This is a genomic window from Aeromonas sp. S15(2024), from assembly GCF_041402265.1.
GTDB classification, from domain to species: Bacteria; Pseudomonadota; Gammaproteobacteria; order Enterobacterales; family Aeromonadaceae; genus Aeromonas; species Aeromonas dhakensis.
Window position 1 is genome coordinate 156,548 of the sequence record NZ_JBGLQY010000001.1, and the last position, 18,555, is coordinate 175,102.

Sequence of the window (18,555 nt, forward strand, 5' to 3'; positions counted from 1 at the left end):
AAGGTCATTGTTCTTCGCGGTAGAGCGGCTGCCTGCACTGGGCGCAGAGGTGCTGGCGGCGGAAGTCGGCCTGGTGCACCAGGCCCACATCCAGTTGCTGATGATGGCCGCAGTGAATGCAGAAGAGGATGTCGCCGTCGATAGCGTCCGGGTGCGCTGCCAGATACTGCTCGCGGGTGGGCAACTGGTCCCATTGGGTGGTGAAAGGGCTCTTGCGACTGCCGGTGTAGTAGATCCAGTAGAACAGCGCGAATACCGAAATAATTAGAAACAGCATCAAGTTATCCAGCATGGCTTACTCCCGTGAGTCTGCGGTGTGACAAGACAAGAGGGTGACGCGAGCAGCAGTTGACCGGATGCGGTGAGGGGCCCTTCCGTTGCCGGCCTGCGCGCCGGGCAACTGCTGTGCCTGTTAAAGATGTTATCTGTTAGTAAATGCTATATCCATGATCTGGCTCTGGTTTTGGCCGGCTGATGAGCCATGCTCCGGTACTTGGCCGAGTGTATCGGCGGCGCATGAAGCGTGCGCCGGCCGGGCTGGCGTGGGCTCGCCGGCGGGTCGCTGCCCGCCTGGTCGGTGTGAAATTTGCGACGCATTTTACATTTTTTAAACAATTTTTTGGGTGGTTGGACTGTCTCTTTGATCCAGCTCACGTTACAATGCGCCTGCCCACTTCACCTATCGCGCAAACGATTTTCAGGAGAGAAACGGATGTTGAAACGTGACATGACCATTGCCGGCTATGATCCCCAGCTGTGGCAGGCCATCACAGACGAGACCCGTCGTCAGGAAGAGCATATCGAGCTGATTGCGTCCGAGAACTACACCAGCCCCCGCGTCATGGAAGCCCAGGGCTCCCAGCTGACCAACAAGTACGCCGAAGGTTACCCCTCCAAGCGCTACTACGGTGGTTGCGAGTATGTGGATGTGGTTGAAACCCTGGCTATCGAGCGCGCCAAAGAGCTGTTCGGTGCCACCTACGCCAACGTGCAGCCGCACTCCGGCTCCCAGGCCAACAGCGCCGTCTACATGGCCCTGCTGCAACCGGGCGACACCGTGCTGGGTATGAACCTGGCTCACGGCGGTCACCTGACCCACGGCTCCCCGGTCAACTTCTCCGGCAAGCTGTACAACATCATTCCCTACGGCATCGACGAATCCGGCAAGATCGACTACGACGAGATGGAGCGTCTGGCCGTTGAGCACAAGCCGAAGATGATGATCGGCGGCTTCTCCGCTTACTCTGGCGTTGTCGACTGGGCTCGCATGCGCGAGATCGCCGACAAGATCGGTGCTTACCTGTTCGTCGACATGGCCCACGTGGCTGGCCTCATCGCCGCCGGTGTCTACCCGAACCCGGTGCCCCACGCTCACGTGGTCACCTCCACCACCCACAAGACCCTGGCCGGTCCGCGCGGTGGTCTGATCCTCTCCGCCGCTGACGACGAGGAGCTCTACAAGAAGCTCAACTCCGCCGTCTTCCCGGGTGGTCAGGGTGGTCCGCTGATGCACGTCATCGCCGGCAAGGCCGTTGCCTTCAAAGAGGCGTTGGAGCCCGAGTTCAAGACCTATCAGGCCCAGGTCGTCAAAAATGCCAAGGCGATGGCTGCCACCTTCATCGAGCGCGGCTACAAGATCGTCTCCGGCGGTACCGACAACCACCTGATGCTGGTTGATCTGATCGGCCGCGAGCTGACCGGTAAGGATGCCGACGCTGCGCTGGGCAAGGCCAACATCACCGTCAACAAGAACTCCGTGCCCAACGACCCGCGCTCCCCGTTCGTCACCTCCGGTGTGCGGATCGGCACCCCGGCCATCACCCGCCGCGGCTTCAAGGAAGCCGAGTCCATCCAGCTGACTCACTGGATCTGCGACGTGCTGGACAACCACGACAACGACGAAGTGCTGGCCAACACCCGCGAGAAGGTGCTGGACATCTGCCGCCGTTTCCCGGTTTACGCATAATCGACCCGCTTTCAGGTTGAACGGCAATGCCACCCTCGGGTGGCATTGTTTTTTGTGGCGTTTGGCAACATGAGAGGGGCTATGAGTCAGCACAGCAAAGAGCAGTTGCAAGGTACAAGGGCCGGGCCCAATGCAGAGCGGGACTTGGCGTCGGCAGCGCTCAGGCAGGCGATCCGCGCCCAGTACCACTTTCGCGCCAGTGAACAGGGGCTGCTGGCCTGGGACGTGCGCCGGCTGGTGTGGCTGAGCCGCGATCTGCCGGTGCAGGGGGTGGCACTGAACGAGATTGCCGAGCTCGACCAGCAGCACTGGTACGGCCATGACGCCACCCGCCCCACGGTGCGCAGCGTGGTGGAGCATTGCCAGTTGATGATGGCGGCCGATCTCGCCTATCCCATCCTGCTGGACAGCGCCGGCCGGGTGATGGACGGCATGCACCGGGTGGGCAAGGCATTGATGCTGGGCCACAGCCATATCGAGGCGCGCCGCTTTGCCGTGGATCCATCGCCCGACTATCAGGATTGTGACCCCGATACCCTGCCTTATGATGACTGAGTCCAGTCAAATGGATGACTGGGGTGGGCGCCTAAAACAGCTCTGATGTTCAAGAAATGGATGGCAGGAGATAGCTCAATGAAGAGAGTGCTGGAGATCCGGAACTACCGGCTCAAGGCCGGTAGCCGGGCAGAGTTTCATAGGTTGGTTGCAGAGCTGAGTTTGCCGCTGCACCGCGAGTGGGGAATGGATGTGGTGAATAATGGCCCTTCCTTGCACGATCCGGACGTCTATTTTTTGATGCGGGCTTACGATGATCTTGACGATCTGACCCGTTCACAGGCGGCATTCTATGCCACGGATGCATGGAGAGAAGGTCCGAGAGAAGCCATCGTCGAGCTGATAGAGAGCGACACCAATACTGTGCTCTGGCTGCCTGATGTCGCCATTGATGCACTTCGTGGTTGCTGATGGCATCTGTCACTTCCCTTGTTTTCACGGGTTTTTACCGGTTCCGGATGGCCGTGCTACACTGGCCGGCCTAGAGCCGGCCCCGGTGGTCGGCGCCCTTTTCCGTCAACGCCGGAGGTCCGATGCATTGCCCTTTCTGTAGTGCGGTAGATACCAAGGTGATCGATTCCCGTCTGGTGGCCGAAGGCCATCAGGTACGCCGCCGTCGCGAATGCCTGCTCTGCCACGAGCGCTTCACGACCTTCGAGATGGCCGAGCTGGTTATGCCCCGCGTCATCAAGTCCAACGGCTCGCGCGAGCCTTTCAACGAAGACAAGTTGCGTGCCGGCATCCTGCGGGCACTGGAGAAGCGGCCGGTGAGCATGGAGGCCATCGAGAAGGCGGTCAACCACATCAAATCCCGCCTGCGGGCCACCGGCGAACGCGAAGTGGCCTCCGAGCTGGTGGGCAACCTGGTGATGGACGAGCTCAAGGGGCTCGACAAGGTGGCCTATATCCGCTTTGCCTCCGTCTATCGCAGCTTTGAAGACATACGTGAATTCGGTGAAGAGATCGCCAAGCTGGAGAAGTGAGTCTTTCTTCCAAACCAGGTTGCCGCGTTCGATTACGCTGCGCTAATCGAACCTACGATATTGCGTAAGCCTGGATGTGCTGTCAGAGGAGCCCAGATGTTTAGTCAAGACGATTACCAATGGATGAGCCGGGCCCTCGAACTGGCCCGCCGCGGCCGCTACACCACGGCCCCCAACCCCTGTGTTGGTGCCGTGCTGGTGAAAGGCGGCGTGGTGGTGGGAGAGGGCTGGCACCAACGGGCCGGTCAGCCCCATGCCGAGGTTTATGCCCTGCACGCGGCCGGCGATGAGGCCCGCGGCGCCACCGCCTACGTGACCCTGGAGCCCTGCTCCCATCACGGTCGCACCCCGCCCTGCGCCGAGGCGCTGATCAAGGCCGGCGTGAGCCGGGTGGTGGCCGCCATGGTGGACCCCAACCCTCAGGTAGGGGGGCGCGGCCTGCGCATGCTCTCCGAGGCGGGCATCAAGACCGATTTCGGTCTGCTGGCTGCCGAGGCCGAGGCGCTCAACCCGGGCTTTTTCAAGCGGATGCGTACCGCCTTCCCGCAGGTGACGGTCAAGCTAGGCGCCAGCCTGGATGGCCGCACTGCCATGGCGAGCGGCGAGAGCCAGTGGATCACCTCCCCGGAGGCGCGTCGCGACGTGCAGCGACTGCGGGCCCGCCACGATGCGGTGCTCTCCAGCGCCGAAACCGTGCTGGCGGACAACGCCTCCCTCACCGTGCGCTGGGACGAGCTGCCCCCCTCGGTCAAGGCCGTCTATCCCAAAGAGACCCTGCGCCAGCCGCTGCGGGTCATCGTCGACTCGCAAAACCGACTGACCCCGGATCTGCTCCTGTTCCAGAGCGAGAGCCCGGTGCTGCTGGCCCGCCACAAGGCGGACGGCGACTGGCCAGCCTGGGTACAGCAGCTGGAGGTGCCGCTGCTGGATGGCAAGCTGGATCTGGTCAGCCTGTTCATGCTGCTGGCGAAACAGAACCTCAACTCGGTACTGGTGGAGGCTGGACCACGCCTGTGCGGCGCCCTGCTGGAGAAGGGGCTGGTGGACGATCTGGTGCTCTATCAGGCGCCCAAACTGATGGGGGATGAGGGGCGCGGCCTGTTCCATCTACCCGGGCTCACCCGGCTGTTCCAGGCACCCAAGCTCAACATCAAGGATGTGCGCATGGTTGGCCAGGATATTCGTATTACCGCCAAAATAGCCTGATTTATCAATGTTAAAGGGGGCATTGTCGCCCCCGTCATCAGCAAGGTGATCTGCATGTTTACCGGAATTATCGAAGCGGTGGGAACCCTGGCCGAGCTGCGTCGTCAGGGCGAAGACATGGCCCTCACCGTGCACGCACCCACCCTGGACTTCAGCGACGTCAAGCTGGGCGACTCCATCGCCACCAATGGTGTCTGTCTTACCGTGATCGCCCTGGGCGACAAGCGTTATACCGCCGACGTGTCGCTGGAAACCCTCTCCCGCACCGGTTTTTCTGCCGCCAAGGTGGGCGATAGGGTCAACCTCGAGAAGGCGCTGATGCCCACCTCCCGCCTCGGCGGTCACCTGGTCTCCGGCCACGTGGACGGGGTGGGGGAGGTCAAGAGCGTCTCCAGCAGCGGCCGTGCCATCGAGTACTGGATCAAGGCGCCGACGGAGCTCTCCCGCTACATCGCCGAGAAGGGCTCGATCGCGGTGGACGGCATCAGCCTCACCGTCAATGCGGTGCAGGGGGATCTGTTCCGGCTGACAATCGTGCCCCACACCGCCCAGGAGACCACCATAGCCGGCTGGAAGCCGGGCAGGAGCGTCAATCTCGAGGTGGATCAGATAGCCCGCTATCTGGAGCGGCTGATGACGGGCCAGCGCCAGGAGAGCAGTGCCTCCACCCTGACCCTGGAGAAGCTGGCCCGCTCCGGTTTCCTGTGACGGATCCTCGGCGGGAAAAACGCTTTTCTGTGATCCCGCTCCGATTGAAATGGGGCCCCGCGTGCCCCATCTAGAGCACAATAGGCAGTATCACGTCGAGCCGACTGGCTCAATCCCCGAAGCATGTTGATGGAGTAGCCCATGGCGCTGAGCACGACCCAGGAAATCATTGCCGATATCAAGGCTGGCAAGATGGTGATCCTGATGGATGACGAAGACAGGGAGAACGAAGGGGACCTCATCATGGCCGCCTCCTGTGTCCGCCCGGAAGATATCAACTTCATGGCCCGTTACGGCCGGGGGCTCATCTGTCTGACCCTGACCCGGGATCGCTGCAAGCAACTGGCGCTGCCGCTGATGGTCGACCGCAACAACGCCCAGTTCTCCACCGCCTTCACCGTGACCATCGAAGCGGCCGAAGGGGTGACCACCGGCATCTCCGCCGCCGATCGCGCCGTCACCGTGCAGGCGGCGGTGGCACCCGATGCCAAGGCTTCTGATCTGGTGCAACCCGGCCACATCTTCCCGCTGATGGCGCAGGATGGTGGCGTGCTGACTCGCGCCGGCCACACCGAGGCAGGTTGTGACCTGGCCCGGCTGGCCGGTTACGAGGCCGCTTCCGTCATCGTCGAGATCCTGAACGAAGACGGCACCATGGCGCGCCGCCCTGATCTCGAGATCTTCGCCGAGCAGCACGGCATCAAGCTTGGCACCATTGCGGATCTCATCGAATACCGCAACCAGCACGAGACCACAGTCGAGAAGGTGGCCGAGTGCAAGTTGCCCACCGAATATGGTGAGTTCGACCTCATCACCTTCCGCGACACCATCGACAACCAGGTGCACTTCGCCCTCAAGAAAGGTGAGGTGAGTGCCGAGCAGCCGACCCTGGTGCGGGTCCATCTGCACGACGTGCTGAGCGATCTGCTGCAGACCGACCGCCACGCCGCCCGCAGCTGGCCGCTGCCCAAATCCATGGCCCGCATCGCCGACGAGGGTGGAGTGCTGGTGATCCTGGGGGCGGAAGCCCACGGCGCCGAGCTGCTGGCCAGGGTCAAGGGCTTTGAGGCCGCCGACAAGGGGCTGGCGCCGGAAGGGGCCAAGTGGCAGGGTACCTCGCGGCGGGTCGGCGTCGGCTCCCAGATCCTCAAGGCGCTGGGGGTTGGCAAGATGCGCCTGCTGAGCTCGCCGAAGAAGTACCATGCCCTCGGCGGTTTCGGCCTGGAAGTGGTGGAGTACGTCGGCGAGTAAGCCTGATGTGATGAAATGGAGATGAAACAAGGGATGACCTCGGTCATCCCTTGTTGTTTTTCCTCAGCGGCGACGGCGCAACCATGCCAGCGGCAGCAGCAACAGGGCTGCGAAACCGGTGGCGCCACCACCACCATTGCCACCACCACCATTGCCACCACCATTGGAAGTGTTGGTGGTAGTCGTTGTCGGAGTTGTGGGTGTGACAGTGGTATCTGGGGTCTTGGTGGGCTCTTTGGTGAGGCTCATCAAGACGCTCTCAAGACGCTGGCTTGCACCTTGTTCATTGGTGGCGGTGAGTTCAACGCCCTGCACTCGAAGGGTTCCAACCGTGTCGTTGCCATCGGCGCGAAGACGCAGGGTGCAGGTTTGACCTGATTCCAGACGGCCGGGGCAGCCGTTGCTCATGGCGGGGGCGTCGCTGTAGATGCCGCTCAGCGTGACTGCCTGGTTGCTGCGGTTGGCCAGCAGGTAGTCGGCCCAACCACTGGTGCCTGAAGGTAGGATAAGGCCGCGGACCGTGGTCAGGGTGACGCCTTGCTGCTGCCCGGTGATCCAGTCATTGAAGGCAGGAGCGTAAGTATAACCACCGGCGCTGCCGGTCGCGCAGGGGAAGGCCCCGTAGCTGGTCACGCCGACCAGTTTTCCACCATAAGTGAGCGGACCACCGCTGTCGCCTTTGCAGGTGTCCTGGCCGGCCAGCTTGCCTGCGAAAATATGGGTCGTGGTCGGGTCACCGTACCAGTAATCCCGCTCACCCCGATAGGCGAGATCTACCGCCAGCAATTGTGGACTGGATTTGGTCGCGTCAGGATTTATGCCGCCATAGCCAAGAGCGTGCAGCATAGTGGTATTCCATTGCCAAGTATCCTTGGTTGTTATATCGGCAATGACGATGGGAGCCTGCGTAACAGGAGTCACTAGGTGCAGCAGAGCAACATCGGAAGAATATGGTGTCTCGCGATAGCCCAGATTGTTCAACAGATTGACATAATACTCCGGGTGCATCAGCACCTGATCGACCTTGCTGCGGGTGTGAGGGCGGCTGAGATCACTTACCCCGATGGCTACTTCCATGGGACCTGACTGGGCATTTGCTACGCAGTGCGCTGCGGTGAGTACCCACTGCTTGTCGATGAGGGTGCCGCCGCAGAAATTGCTCCAATTGCCGTTGACGACTTCGCCGACGGCCACCATCCAGCTGGGGGCCGTCACGGCGCTGCCGCCGATGATGCGCGGGCTACCAGCATTGGTCTGAAAAGCCAGCGGCAGTAGGCAGGCGAGTACGACGCCGCTGCGTTTGAAATCCAACATACTGAACTCCTTGATGTTATTATTTTTTACCCCGTGCCGGGGCCACGTATTATGGACAGGTAAGAGCAGTTAAGGAAAAGGTCAATAGAAGTCTCGTTACCAGAATTGTGATGCATGTTTTTGTCCGATTCCCCTTTGTGCTAGAATGTGCGCACTTTTGACTCCGGCCCTTTTGCTTTCACAGATACAGGATTTCCAATGAAGGTTATCGAAGGAAATATCGCCGCTCCTGAAGCGCGCGTTGCGATTGTCGTTGCTCGTTTCAACAGTTTCATCAACGACAGCCTGGTGAGTGGTGCACTGGACGTACTGAAGCGTCAAGGCCAGGTACAGGACAGCAACCTGACCCTGGTGAAAGTGCCGGGCGCGGTTGAAATGCCGCTGGTCATCAAGAAACTGGCCAAGAGCGGCAACTATGACGCCATCGTGGCAGTCGGCACCGTCATCCGTGGCGGCACCTACCACTTCGATCTGGTCGCCAACGAGAACAGCAAGGGCATGGCCCAGGTAATGATGGAATATGAAATTCCGGTTGCCTTCGGCGTACTGACCACTGAAAACATTGAACAAGCCATCGAGCGTGCAGGTACCAAGGCGGGTAACAAGGGTGCAGAGGCTGCACTGGCAGCGCTCGAAATGATCAACGTCCTGAAAGAACTGGACGTGTAACGAGGAGAAATGCATTGAAACCGTCTGAGCGCCGCAAGGCCCGCCATTGCGCCACCCAGGCCATCTACCAGTGGCAGATGACCAAGGCCAACGTGGGCGACATCGAAGAGCAGTTCAAGATCGATCAGGACACCAAGGGTGTGGATCTGAACTACTTCCGCGATCTGCTGTTCGGGGTAGCCCTCCACTGCAACGAGCTGGACAAGGTGTTCGCACCTTTCCTATCCCGTCCGCTGGAAGAAGTGGACATGGTGGACAAGGCTATCCTGCGTCTGGCGACCTATGAGCTGACCCGTCGTGATGATGTGCCGCCGCGCGTGGTGATCAACGAAGCGATCGAGCTGGCCAAAGCCTTTGCTGCCGATGACAGCCACAAGTTTGTCAACGGTGTACTGGACAAGGTGATCAAGTCGCTGGACAAGCGCTGATCCCTGCGTTCATCAGCATTCCATGCTGATCGATGCTCTGTCGCGAGCCGTCGTCAGCAAGGTGAAGCGCAGCGCCAGGCCGACGTGTATGGCAATACATGAAGAGCCCGGCAGCGACCAGCCTTGAACACGGTCTCGCAGCAAGAGCCGCAACAGCATCTAATAGAGGAGCCAGCTTAATCGCTGGCTTTTTACTGTATGGGTGAATTTGAGCTGATTGATAAGTACTTCAAGGTCCCCCACGCCCGCAAGGACGTGGTGATGGGCCCTGGAGACGACTGCGCCCTGCTGACCCTGCCCCCCGACACCCAGCTGGCGGTGAGCACGGATACCCTGGTGAGCGGCGTACACTTCTTTCCCGACATGGATCCGGTAGACCTCGGCTACAAGGCGCTGGCGGTCAATCTCTCCGATCTGGCCGCCATGGGCGCCGAGCCGCGCTGGGTGTCGCTGGCGCTGACCCTGCCCACCGTCAACGAAGCCTGGGTGGCCGGTTTTGCGGAAGGCTTCCTCGAGCTTGCCGAATACTACAACGTGGCACTGGTGGGCGGGGACATGACCCGCGGCCCGCTCTCCATCACGGTATCGGTCAAGGGCTCGGTGCCTGCCGGCCGTGCCCTGCTGCGCAGCGGCGCCAAGGCCGGCGACGGTGTCTATGTGACCGGCACTCTGGGGGATGCCGCGCTGGCGCTCTCCCACCTGCTGGCAAAGCGCACCCTCAATGAGAACCAGCTGGCGGCCGTGTTGCCGCGCCTCGACCACCCCCATCCCCGCATTCTGGCCGGCCAGGCCCTGCGTGGGCTGGCCGGCAGCGCGCTGGATCTCTCCGACGGGTTGGCCTCGGATCTTGGCCATATCCTCAAGGCCTCCGGTGTGCGGGCCCAGATCGATCTCGATCTGCTGCCGCTCTCGCCGGTGCTGCAGGATGCGGTGAGCGAACAGGATGCCTGGCAGCTGGCGCTGGCCGGCGGCGATGACTATGAGCTCTGTTTCACCGTGCCGGAGGAGCATCGCGGCGCGCTGGACACGGCGCTGGCCAACTGTGGCGTCAAGTTCACCCGCATCGGCCGGATCCTGGCCGGTGAGCCCGGCATCGACTATCTGCACGGTGAGCAGCCGGTCGAGCTGACGTTGAAAGGGTGGGATCACTTCGCATGAGCTGGTTCATGATAAAGCCCGAGCTGAAGCGGTTGAACCTCAGGAACCCGCTTCACTTCCTGGCGGTGGGGTTTGGCTCCGGCCTCTCGCCCAAGGCGCCCGGCACCATGGGGACGCTGGCCGCCATCCCGCTCTACCTGCTGGTGAGCGGCTTGCCGACAGCCTGGTTTATTGCCCTGCTGGTGGTCGGGTTCCTGATCGGCATCCGCATCTGCCAGAGCGCCACCGATGCCATCGGCATGCCGGATCACGGCGCCATCGTCTGGGACGAGGTAATCGGCTTTGGCGTCACCATGATAGCGGCGCCGGCCGGTTGGGAGTGGATACTGGCCGGCTTCGTGCTGTTTCGCCTGTTCGACGTGCTCAAGCCCTGGCCTATCTCCTGGTTTGACCGCCGCATCCACGGTGGCTTCGGCATCATGCTCGACGATCTCATCGCCGCCCTGTTCGCCCTGTTTTGTATGCAATTGCTGGCATACTGGCTGGGGTGACGGGGATTACGAGGGGGAATGCCGCGCTGGCATCCCCCTATTTATCTCTGTTTAGTTTTCATTCATCGGCATATGCTGCCGTTAAAAAATCATTTCACATAAATATTCACTACTCATTCGAGGCTTGAGACTATTGTGTCAATAGTGAATATTCCCGCCTGTTACACCCTTGTTGAAAGTAAAAGCACTAAAACGCCATTTGTGTGGTCATTAAGTCTGGATATGTGATTGTAGTCATCATTTATGACTGCTGAGCTGGCTGCTAACTGAGCAAAGTATTGCGAAATTGTATAACCCGATCATTTACACTCGCCGTCAAACCGTCTAAGTTACTCGCGGGTTATTCCAAAAAAATGCAAAAAACCCGCCCGGATCGCTGGTTTCGTTGTCTCATGGATTGAGCGTTTAGTCGTCATATCAAACACTCACGATCACGCCAAGGCACGACCGGCATCTGCGGCCGATTTACGGACGAATTATTTGGGACGGATGTCCCCCGCAGAGGTAACCATGTCCTTGCTCGAAGTGAAAAACTTGCGGATCGAGTATCCCTCCCGCTACGGGGTACTGGCCGCAGTGAAGGATCTCTCTTTCTCCATCGAAAAAGGGGAGATAGTCGGTGTCGTGGGTGAATCCGGCGCCGGCAAGTCTACCATCGGCAACGCCGTCATCGATCTCCTGAGCCCGCCGGGTCGCATCGCCCGTGGTGATATCTACCTCAATGGCGAGCTCATCTCCGGCAAGAGCCAGAACGAGATGCGGGCCATTCGCGGCTCGCGCATCGGTTTCATCTTTCAGGACCCCATGACCTCCCTCAACCCGCTGTTCACCGTCGAACATCAGCTGGTTGAAACCATCCTGGCCAACACTGACCTGTCCCGTGAGGCTGCCTTTGCCAAGGCACTCGAGCTGATGAAGGCGGTCGGGATCCCGAGCCCGGAGCTGCGCATCAAGCAGTATCCGCACCAGTTCTCCGGCGGCATGCGCCAGCGGGTGGTGATCGCCATCGCCCTCTCCGGCGATCCCGAGCTCATCATCGCCGACGAGCCGACCACGGCGCTGGACGTCTCCATCCAGGATCAGATCCTCCAGCTCATCCGCACCCTCTGCAAGGAGCGGCAGGTGGGCTGCATGCTGGTGACCCACGACATGGGCGTGGTCTCCAACGTTACCGACAAGGTGGCGGTCATGTATCGCGGCGATCTGGTGGAGTTCGGCACCACGGAACAGGTGCTGGGTCGCCCCAACCATCCTTACACCCGCAGCCTCATCTCGGCGGTGCCCCGCTCGGATGTGAAGCTGGTGCGTTTCCCGCTGGTCTCCTATATCGAGGATGCCGGTGCGGCGGATACCAGCATCGATCTCAAGACCCACTGGCTGGGCCAGAGCCAGGACGAACGCGCCTATGAAGGGGCGCTGCTGCGGGTGGAAAACGTGGATCTGAAGTTCGTCACCAAGGACTCCTTCTTCCCGAGCCGTCGCCAGTATGTACGGGCCTGCAACAACATCAGCTTCGAGATCTTCGAGGGTGAGACCTTCGGCCTGGTGGGGGAGTCTGGCTCCGGCAAGTCGACCATCGCCCGCGCCATCACCGGCCTCTATCCGCCGGATACCGGCAAGATCTTCTTCGAGGGGATCGACTTGACCGCCCTCAAGGGTGAGCATGAGCGTCGCCCATTGCGTCGCCAGATGCAGATGGTGTTTCAGAACCCTTATTCGTCGATGAACCCGCGCATGAAGGTGCGCGACATCATTGCCGAGCCGATCCGCTTCCACAAGCTGGCGAGCAGCGAGAGCCAGATCGCCGGCATAGTGGGGGATCTGCTGGATCACGTTGGCCTCGGCCGCGGAGCCGGGGTCAAGTACCCCCACGAGTTTTCCGGTGGCCAGCGTCAGCGCATCTCCATCGCCCGGGCCCTGGCGACCCGGCCCCGTTTCCTCATCTGCGACGAGCCCACCTCGGCGCTGGATGTGTCGGTGCAGGCCCAGATCCTGAACCTGCTCAAGGATCTGCAGCAGGAGCTTGGCCTCACCATGCTGTTCATCAGCCACGATCTGCCGGTCATCCGCCAGATGTGCGATCGCATCGGCGTGATGCAGCACGGTCACCTGGTGGAGGTGGCCGAGACCGAGAAACTGTTTACCAATGCCGAGCATGAGTACAGCCGCAAGCTGATCTCCCTCATGCCGGAGTTCAAGGGAATGTCCCGCGAGGGGCTGGAAATCGCAAGCTAGGAAAGCACCGGCTCGCCGGTATCTATGTCAATAAAAAAGCCAAAAGCATGGAGAAAACAATGAAAAAAGGATTGTCCAAGATTGCACTGGCGCTGTTTGCCGCTGGTTTCGCCTTTAACGTCTCCGCTGTCGACATCAAGGTCGGTGTCGCCTCTGACGCCACCTCGCTGGACCCGCAGGAGCAGCTCTCCGGTCAGACCCTGGAGATGTCCCACCTGGTGTTCGATCCGCTGATGCGTTACACCCAGGACCTGCAGTTCGAGCCGCGCCTGGCCGAGAAGTATGAGCGTATCGACGACAAGACCGTCCGCTTCTTCCTGCGCAAGGGTGTCAAGTTCCACTCCGGCAACGACTTCACCGCCGACGACGTGGTATGGACCGTCAACCGTCTGAAGTCCTCCGTCGACTTCAAGGCCATCTTCGACCCCATCGCCGAAGTGAAGAAGGTCGATGAGTACACAGTGGATCTCGTCACCGCCAAGCCGTTCCCGCTGGTGCTGCAGACCGTGACCTACATCTTCCCGATGGACTCCAAGTTCTATACCGGCAAGACAGAGGCGGGCAAGGACAAGGGCGAGATCGTCAAGAACGGCGACTCCTACGCCTCCACCCACGTCTCCGGTACCGGCCCGTTCAGCGTCAAGTTCCGCGAGCAGGGCGTGAAGCTGGAGTACGTGCGCAACGCCAACTACTGGGACAAGGCCTCCAAAGGCAACGTTGACAACCTGACCGTGGTGCCCATCAAGGAAGACGCCACCCGCGTGGCGGCCCTGCTGGGTGGCGACGTGGACATGATCTACCCGGTTGCGCCGAACGATCTGGAGCGCGTGAAGAACGGCAAGGACACCCAGCTGGTGACCCTGTCCGGTACCCGCGCCATCATCATCGAGCTGAACCAGAACACCAACCCGGCGCTGAAAGACAAGCGCGTGCGTCAGGCGATCAACTACGCCATCAACCAGGTGGGTATCGTCGAGAAGATCAACAAGGGCTTTGGCACCCCCGCCGGCCAGCTGAGCCCGAAAGGCTATGCCGGTCACAACGAGGCGCTCAAGCCCCAGTATGACCTGGCCAAGGCCAAGGAGCTGATGAAGGAAGCCGGCTACGAGAAGGGCTTCAAGATGAGCTTCATCTCCCCGGCTGCCCGCTACGTCAACGACGTCAAGATTGCCCAGGCCGTCTCCGCCATGCTGGCCAAGATCAACATCAAGGTTGATCTGAAGACCATGCCGGTGGCCCAGTACTGGCCGGAGTTTGACAAGTGCGCCGCGGACATGCAGCTGATCGGCTGGCACTCCGACACCGAAGATACCGCGAACTTCTTCGAGTTCCTGACCTTCACCAAGGATGCCAAGACCGGCATGGGCCAGTACAACTGTGCCGGCTATGCCAACGCCGAGGCTGACAAGCTGGTCGAGCAGGCCAACGCCGAGACCGACCCGGCCAAGCGCGCCGAGATGCTGAAGAAGGTCGAAGCCATGCTGATCGACGACGCCGCCTACGTGCCGCTGCACTGGGAAGATCTGGCCTACGGCGCCAAGAAGAACGCCGACATCAAGCCGGTGGTCAACGTAATGAACTTCCCTTACCTGGGTGACCTGGTGGTCGGCAAGTAAGCGCAAATCGCAAGGAAGGACGGGGCGGGGTGGTCAGCCGGCCACCCCGCCTGCTAACAGAAGCCTGTGCCATGACACAGGCCACGTAGAAGGACAAGCATGTTTACATTCCTGCTGAAACGGTTCTATCAGGCCGTGATAGTGATGTTCGTCATCAGCCTGGTCGCCTTCTCCATCCAGGACAATCTGGGGGATCCGCTGCGCGAGCTGGTGGGACAATCCGTCTCCGAAGCCCAGCGCCACGAATTGCGCGAGAAGATGGGCCTCAACGATCCTTTCCTCGTCAAATACAGCCGCTTCTTGAAGAACGCGGTACACGGGGATCTGGGTACTTCCTACTTCTTCAAGCGACCAGCCCTCGAGGTCATCCTCGACAAGCTGGTGGCTACTCTTGAGCTGGTGTTTGGTGCTGCGCTGATCATCGTGGTGGTCTCCATTCCGCTTGGGGTCTACTCGGCGATCCGCCCGCACAGCATACCGACCAAGATCATCATGGCGGGGAGCAGCATCGGCATCTCGATCCCGGTGTTCCTGACCGCCATCATGCTGATGTACCTCTTCTCCATCCAGCTGGGCTGGCTGCCGGCCTATGGCCGCGGCGAGACCTACAATCTGCTGGGCTGGGAGTCGGGCTTCTTCACTTGGGACGGCATCAAGCATTTGATCCTGCCCTGCGTAGCGCTCTCCTCCATCATGCTGCCGCTGTTCATCCGGCTGGTGCGCTCCGAGATGCTGGAGCAGCTCTCCTCCGAGTACGTCAAGTTCGCCCGCGCCAAGGGGCTGGACAACAACAAGGTCTACTATCAGCACGCCCTGAAGAACACCATGCTGCCGGTCATTACCGTTGGCGGCGTGCAGATCGGTACCATGGTGGCCTACACCATACTGACCGAGAGCGTGTTCCAGTGGCCGGGGACCGGCTTTTTGTTCCTCGAGGCGATCCACCGGGTCGATACGCCCCTCATCACCGCCTACGTCATCTTCGTCGGGCTCATTTTCGTGGTGACCAATACCCTGGTCGACCTGCTCTACGGGTTGATCAACCCGACCGTCAACTTGACCGCTAAGGGGTAAGCACATGAGCAATGCAGTAACTGCAAGCCCAAGCCGTTGGGCTCGATTCAAAAATTCCGACATCGTCTACTACTTCCTGCGGGACAAGGTAGCCATGTTCAGCTTTGCGGTGTTCGTGGTATTCGTGCTGGCCGCCATGCTGGCGCCTTGGCTCGCCCCGTACAACGTCTATGACCAGACCAGCTTCGATCTGATGGATGCCGAACTGCCGCCCTCCTGGCTGGCAGGGGGTGAGGAGCGTTTCTGGCTCGGTACCGACAACCAGGGTCGCGACATCTGGAGCACCATCCTCTATGGCGCCCGCATCTCGCTCACCATAGGTCTGTTCGCGGTGGGGCTGCAGCTGGTGCTCGGCATCGTCATCGGCCTGCTGGCCGGCTACTTCGGTGGCCGCATCGACAGCCTGCTGATGCGCTTTGCCGATGTGCAGCTGTCGTTTTCCACCATGATGGTGGCGATCATCATCTCCGCCATCTTCCAGGCTACCTTTGGCTCCGAGTTCTACTCGAAGTTCGCCATCCTGATGCTGGTGGTGATCATCGGTATCGCCGAGTGGCCGCAGTACGCCCGAACCGTGCGCGCCTCGGTGCTGGCGGAGAAGAAAAAGGAGTATGTGGAAGCGGCCAAGGTGATGGGCTTTCGTGCCCCGCGGATCATGTTCCGCCACATTCTGCCCAACTGCCTGTCGCCGATCCTGGTCATCTCCACGGTGCAGGTGGCCAACGCCATCATGAGCGAGGCGGCGCTCTCCTTCCTGGGGTTGGGGATGCCGGTGGATCAGCCGTCGCTGGGCTCGCTCATCAGCGTAGGCTTCAACTACATCTTCTCCGGCTCCTGGTGGATCACCGCCTTCCCGGGCATCTGCCTGGTGGTGCTGGTGCTGGTCATCAACCTGTTGGGTGACTGGCTGCGGGATGTGTTCAATCCCAAGCTCTACAAGGGCTGATGGTCACAGATAAACAAACGAGACAGACAAACGAAAAGGGCGCCATAACGGCGCCCTTTTGCTATGTGTGCTGAGGGATCAAGCCTGCAGCCACTGCTCGATGCTGCGCTGGATGCCGGCGCCATCGAGCCCCAGCAGAGCGTAGATCTCCTCCTGGGTACCCTGCTCCACGAAGCGATCCGGCAGGCCGAGGTTGAGCACCGGCTTGCACTGTTTGCTGCGCATCAGCAGCTCGTTCACCGCAGAGCCCGCGCCACCCATGATGGCGTTGTCCTCGAGGGTGACGAACTGATCGTGGGTCGCGGCCAGGGAGAGCACCAGGGCCTCGTCCATCGGCTTGACGAAACGCATGTCCACCAGGGTGGCGTCGAGCGCCTCGGCAGCCGCTTTGGCCTGTTGCAGCAGGGTGCCGAACGCCAGGATGGCGGTGCCCTTGCCCTGACGCACAATCCGCCCCTTGCCGAGCGCCAGCGCCTGCATCTCGCTCTCCACCTGGATGCCGGTGCCGCTGCCGCGGGGGTAGCGTACCGCCGCCGGCCCGTTGCACTGGTAGCCGGTGTAGAGCATCTGACGGCACTCGTTCTCGTCGGACGGGGTCATGATCACCATGTTGGGCACGGTGCGCAGGAAGCTGATATCGAATGCCCCCTGATGGGTCGGGCCGTCAGCCCCCACCAGACCGGCTCGGTCGATGGCGAACAGCACCGGCAGCTCTTGCAGCGCCACATCGTGGATCAGCTGGTCGTAGGCCCGCTGCAGGAAGCTCGAGTAGATGGCGACCACCGGCTTCTGGTCGGCGATGGCGAGACCGGCGGCGAAGGTGACCGCGTGCTGCTCGGCGATGGCCACGTCGAAGTAGCGATCCGGATACTGCTGGCTGAACTTCACCAGGCCGGAGCCTTCGCGCATGGCCGGGGTGATGCCGACCAGCCGCTCATCCTTGGCCGCCATGTCGCACAGCCACTGGCCGAAGATGGCGGAGAAGCTCGGCTTGCCGCCACTCGCCTTGGGCAGGGTGCACTCGTCCGGATTGAACTTGGGCACGCCGTGATAACCGATGGGGTCCTTCTCGGCGGGCTCGTAGCCCTTGCCCTTCTTGGTCTTGACGTGCAGCAGCTGCGGCCCCTTGAGATTGCGCATGTTGCGCAGGGTCTCGACCAGAGCCTCGATGTCGTGGCCGTCGATGGGACCTATGTAGTTGAAGCCGAACTCCTCGAACAGGGTGCCGGGCACCACCATTCCCTTGAGGTGTTCCTCGGCCCGCTTGGCCAGCTCCTTGACCGGCGGCAGGCCGGCCAGCACCTTCTTGCCACCCTCGCGGATGGTGGTGTAGAGCTTGCCGGACATGATGCGGGCCAGGTGGTTGTTCAGTGCCCCGACATTCTCGGAGATGGACATCTCGTTGTCGTTGAGCACCACCAGCATGTCCTTGTGAACATCGCCGGCGTGATTGAGCGCCTCGAACGCCATGCCGGCGGTGATGGCGCCATCGCCGATCACCGCCACCACCTTGCGCCCCAGCCCTTCGCTCTCGGCCGCCACGGCCATGCCGAGCGCCGCACCGATGGAGGTGCTGGAGTGACCGACGGAGAGCACGTCATACTCGCTCTCGCCGCGCCAGGGGAAGGGGTGCAAACCGTCTTTCTGGCGGATGCTCTGCATCCGATCGCGGCGACCGGTCAGGATCTTGTGGGGATAAGCCTGGTGGCCCACGTCCCACACCAGTCGATCGAACGGGGTGTTGTAGACGTAGTGCAGCGCCACCGTCAGTTCGACGGTGCCGAGCCCGGAGGCAAGATGACCACTGGAGCGACTCACCGAACGCAGCAGATATTCACGCAGTTCGTTGCACAGCACAGGCAGTCGCTCGAAGGGCAGGGATCGCAACTCGACCGGCGTATCCGCGAGGGCCAGGTTGGGGAAATTGCTTATATCAACGCTCATATTGTTACTGT

At 61.0% G+C, this 18,555-nt stretch carries 18 protein-coding genes; 15 read left to right on the forward strand and 3 right to left on the reverse strand.

Features of this window, described 5'->3' with window-relative positions; all coding sequences use genetic code 11:
• Positions 1 to 4 precede the first annotated feature (4 nt).
• A complete protein-coding gene (locus ACB033_RS00730) occupies positions 5 to 292 on the reverse strand; it encodes a hypothetical protein (RefSeq protein WP_017765166.1) in 288 nt (95 codons plus the stop codon).
• A 420-nt stretch (positions 293 to 712) separates the two neighbouring features.
• On the opposite strand from ACB033_RS00730, the gene glyA reads away from it, so the two are divergent.
• The 7 genes from glyA to ribBA all read left to right on the forward strand — a co-directional run bounded on the left by glyA (position 713) and on the right by ribBA (position 6,669).
• Positions 713 to 1,966 (forward strand): serine hydroxymethyltransferase, encoded by a 1,254-nt coding sequence (gene glyA, locus ACB033_RS00735; protein WP_005298078.1) that lies wholly within the window; start codon positions 713 to 715, stop codon positions 1,964 to 1,966.
• Between the two features lie 81 nt (positions 1,967 to 2,047).
• Entirely contained in the window at positions 2,048 to 2,521 is a 474-nt protein-coding gene (locus ACB033_RS00740; RefSeq protein WP_213343710.1) for a hypothetical protein, read from the forward strand.
• 78 nt (positions 2,522 to 2,599) lie between these two features.
• Complete coding sequence (locus ACB033_RS00745; RefSeq protein WP_201988299.1) at positions 2,600 to 2,932, forward strand: NIPSNAP family protein; 333 nt, start codon at positions 2,600 to 2,602, stop codon at positions 2,930 to 2,932.
• A 122-nt stretch (positions 2,933 to 3,054) separates the two neighbouring features.
• Positions 3,055 to 3,504, forward strand: a complete 450-nt coding sequence (nrdR, locus tag ACB033_RS00750; RefSeq protein ID WP_005298086.1) for a transcriptional regulator NrdR — start codon at positions 3,055 to 3,057, stop codon at positions 3,502 to 3,504.
• A 96-nt stretch (positions 3,505 to 3,600) separates the two neighbouring features.
• Positions 3,601 to 4,710 carry a bifunctional diaminohydroxyphosphoribosylaminopyrimidine deaminase/5-amino-6-(5-phosphoribosylamino)uracil reductase RibD gene (gene ribD / locus ACB033_RS00755; protein WP_371140281.1) on the forward strand — a complete coding sequence of 370 codons (1,110 nt, stop codon included), beginning with the start codon at positions 3,601 to 3,603 and terminating at the stop codon, positions 4,708 to 4,710.
• A gap of 54 nt (positions 4,711 to 4,764) precedes the next feature.
• Entirely contained in the window at positions 4,765 to 5,418 is a 654-nt protein-coding gene (locus ACB033_RS00760; RefSeq protein ID WP_017783741.1) for a riboflavin synthase, read from the forward strand.
• A gap of 141 nt (positions 5,419 to 5,559) precedes the next feature.
• The gene (ribBA, locus tag ACB033_RS00765) at positions 5,560 to 6,669 is read left to right on the forward strand and encodes a bifunctional 3,4-dihydroxy-2-butanone-4-phosphate synthase/GTP cyclohydrolase II (RefSeq protein WP_005298092.1); all 1,110 of its coding nucleotides are present in this window, start codon (positions 5,560 to 5,562) and stop codon (positions 6,667 to 6,669) included.
• A 63-nt stretch (positions 6,670 to 6,732) separates the two neighbouring features.
• Here the strand turns inward: ribBA and ACB033_RS00770 are convergent, their stop codons facing one another.
• Entirely contained in the window at positions 6,733 to 7,983 is a 1,251-nt protein-coding gene (locus ACB033_RS00770; RefSeq protein ID WP_371140282.1) for a trypsin-like serine protease, read from the reverse strand.
• A 198-nt stretch (positions 7,984 to 8,181) separates the two neighbouring features.
• Between ACB033_RS00770 and ribE the strand changes: the two genes are divergently transcribed.
• From ribE to ACB033_RS00810, 8 genes are all read left to right on the forward strand, one after another.
• Positions 8,182 to 8,652, forward strand: coding sequence for a 6,7-dimethyl-8-ribityllumazine synthase (ribE, locus tag ACB033_RS00775; RefSeq protein WP_005298094.1), 471 nt, complete (start codon positions 8,182 to 8,184; stop codon positions 8,650 to 8,652).
• 14 nt (positions 8,653 to 8,666) lie between these two features.
• Entirely contained in the window at positions 8,667 to 9,080 is a 414-nt protein-coding gene (gene nusB, locus ACB033_RS00780) for a transcription antitermination factor NusB (RefSeq protein WP_005298096.1), read from the forward strand.
• A gap of 198 nt (positions 9,081 to 9,278) precedes the next feature.
• Complete coding sequence (thiL, locus tag ACB033_RS00785; protein WP_017788414.1) at positions 9,279 to 10,238, forward strand: thiamine-phosphate kinase; 960 nt, start codon at positions 9,279 to 9,281, stop codon at positions 10,236 to 10,238.
• Positions 10,235 to 10,729, forward strand: coding sequence for a phosphatidylglycerophosphatase A (locus ACB033_RS00790; protein WP_017788415.1), 495 nt, complete (start codon positions 10,235 to 10,237; stop codon positions 10,727 to 10,729). Before thiL ends, ACB033_RS00790 begins: the two co-directional genes overlap by 4 nt.
• 510 nt (positions 10,730 to 11,239) lie before the next feature.
• A complete protein-coding gene (locus tag ACB033_RS00795) occupies positions 11,240 to 12,964 on the forward strand; it encodes an ABC transporter ATP-binding protein (protein ID WP_005298102.1) in 1,725 nt (574 codons plus the stop codon).
• Positions 12,965 to 13,023: 59 nt separating this feature from the next.
• Positions 13,024 to 14,580 carry an ABC transporter substrate-binding protein gene (locus ACB033_RS00800; RefSeq protein ID WP_005298104.1) on the forward strand — a complete coding sequence of 519 codons (1,557 nt, stop codon included), beginning with the start codon at positions 13,024 to 13,026 and terminating at the stop codon, positions 14,578 to 14,580.
• Positions 14,581 to 14,679: 99 nt separating this feature from the next.
• Positions 14,680 to 15,654: an ABC transporter permease gene (locus tag ACB033_RS00805; RefSeq protein ID WP_010633104.1), complete on the forward strand. Its 975-nt coding sequence runs from the start codon at positions 14,680 to 14,682 to the stop codon at positions 15,652 to 15,654.
• A 4-nt stretch (positions 15,655 to 15,658) separates the two neighbouring features.
• Positions 15,659 to 16,600: an ABC transporter permease gene (locus tag ACB033_RS00810; protein ID WP_010633105.1), complete on the forward strand. Its 942-nt coding sequence runs from the start codon at positions 15,659 to 15,661 to the stop codon at positions 16,598 to 16,600.
• Positions 16,601 to 16,678: 78 nt separating this feature from the next.
• On the opposite strand, the gene dxs is transcribed toward ACB033_RS00810, so the two are convergent.
• A complete protein-coding gene (gene dxs / locus ACB033_RS00815) occupies positions 16,679 to 18,544 on the reverse strand; it encodes a 1-deoxy-D-xylulose-5-phosphate synthase (RefSeq protein ID WP_042049657.1) in 1,866 nt (621 codons plus the stop codon).
• Positions 18,545 to 18,555: the final 11 nt, after the last annotated feature.

Coding starts and splice junctions, on each gene's coding strand:
- ribE (WP_005298094.1), top strand. CDS start 8,182: ATGAAGGTTATCGAAGGAAATATCGCCGCTCCTGAAGCGCGCGTTGCG.
- ACB033_RS00730 (WP_017765166.1), bottom strand. CDS start 292: ATGCTGGATAACTTGATGCTGTTTCTAATTATTTCGGTATTCGCGCTG.
- ACB033_RS00800 (WP_005298104.1), top strand. CDS start 13,024: ATGAAAAAAGGATTGTCCAAGATTGCACTGGCGCTGTTTGCCGCTGGT.
- glyA (WP_005298078.1), top strand. CDS start 713: ATGTTGAAACGTGACATGACCATTGCCGGCTATGATCCCCAGCTGTGG.
- nrdR (WP_005298086.1), top strand. CDS start 3,055: ATGCATTGCCCTTTCTGTAGTGCGGTAGATACCAAGGTGATCGATTCC.
- ACB033_RS00760 (WP_017783741.1), top strand. CDS start 4,765: ATGTTTACCGGAATTATCGAAGCGGTGGGAACCCTGGCCGAGCTGCGT.
- ACB033_RS00810 (WP_010633105.1), top strand. CDS start 15,659: ATGAGCAATGCAGTAACTGCAAGCCCAAGCCGTTGGGCTCGATTCAAA.
- ACB033_RS00790 (WP_017788415.1), top strand. CDS start 10,235: ATGAGCTGGTTCATGATAAAGCCCGAGCTGAAGCGGTTGAACCTCAGG.
- ACB033_RS00740 (WP_213343710.1), top strand. CDS start 2,048: ATGAGTCAGCACAGCAAAGAGCAGTTGCAAGGTACAAGGGCCGGGCCC.
- ribBA (WP_005298092.1), top strand. CDS start 5,560: ATGGCGCTGAGCACGACCCAGGAAATCATTGCCGATATCAAGGCTGGC.
- thiL (WP_017788414.1), top strand. CDS start 9,279: ATGGGTGAATTTGAGCTGATTGATAAGTACTTCAAGGTCCCCCACGCC.
- ACB033_RS00770 (WP_371140282.1), bottom strand. CDS start 7,983: ATGTTGGATTTCAAACGCAGCGGCGTCGTACTCGCCTGCCTACTGCCG.
- ACB033_RS00795 (WP_005298102.1), top strand. CDS start 11,240: ATGTCCTTGCTCGAAGTGAAAAACTTGCGGATCGAGTATCCCTCCCGC.
- dxs (WP_042049657.1), bottom strand. CDS start 18,544: ATGAGCGTTGATATAAGCAATTTCCCCAACCTGGCCCTCGCGGATACG.
- ribD (WP_371140281.1), top strand. CDS start 3,601: ATGTTTAGTCAAGACGATTACCAATGGATGAGCCGGGCCCTCGAACTG.
- ACB033_RS00745 (WP_201988299.1), top strand. CDS start 2,600: ATGAAGAGAGTGCTGGAGATCCGGAACTACCGGCTCAAGGCCGGTAGC.
- ACB033_RS00805 (WP_010633104.1), top strand. CDS start 14,680: ATGTTTACATTCCTGCTGAAACGGTTCTATCAGGCCGTGATAGTGATG.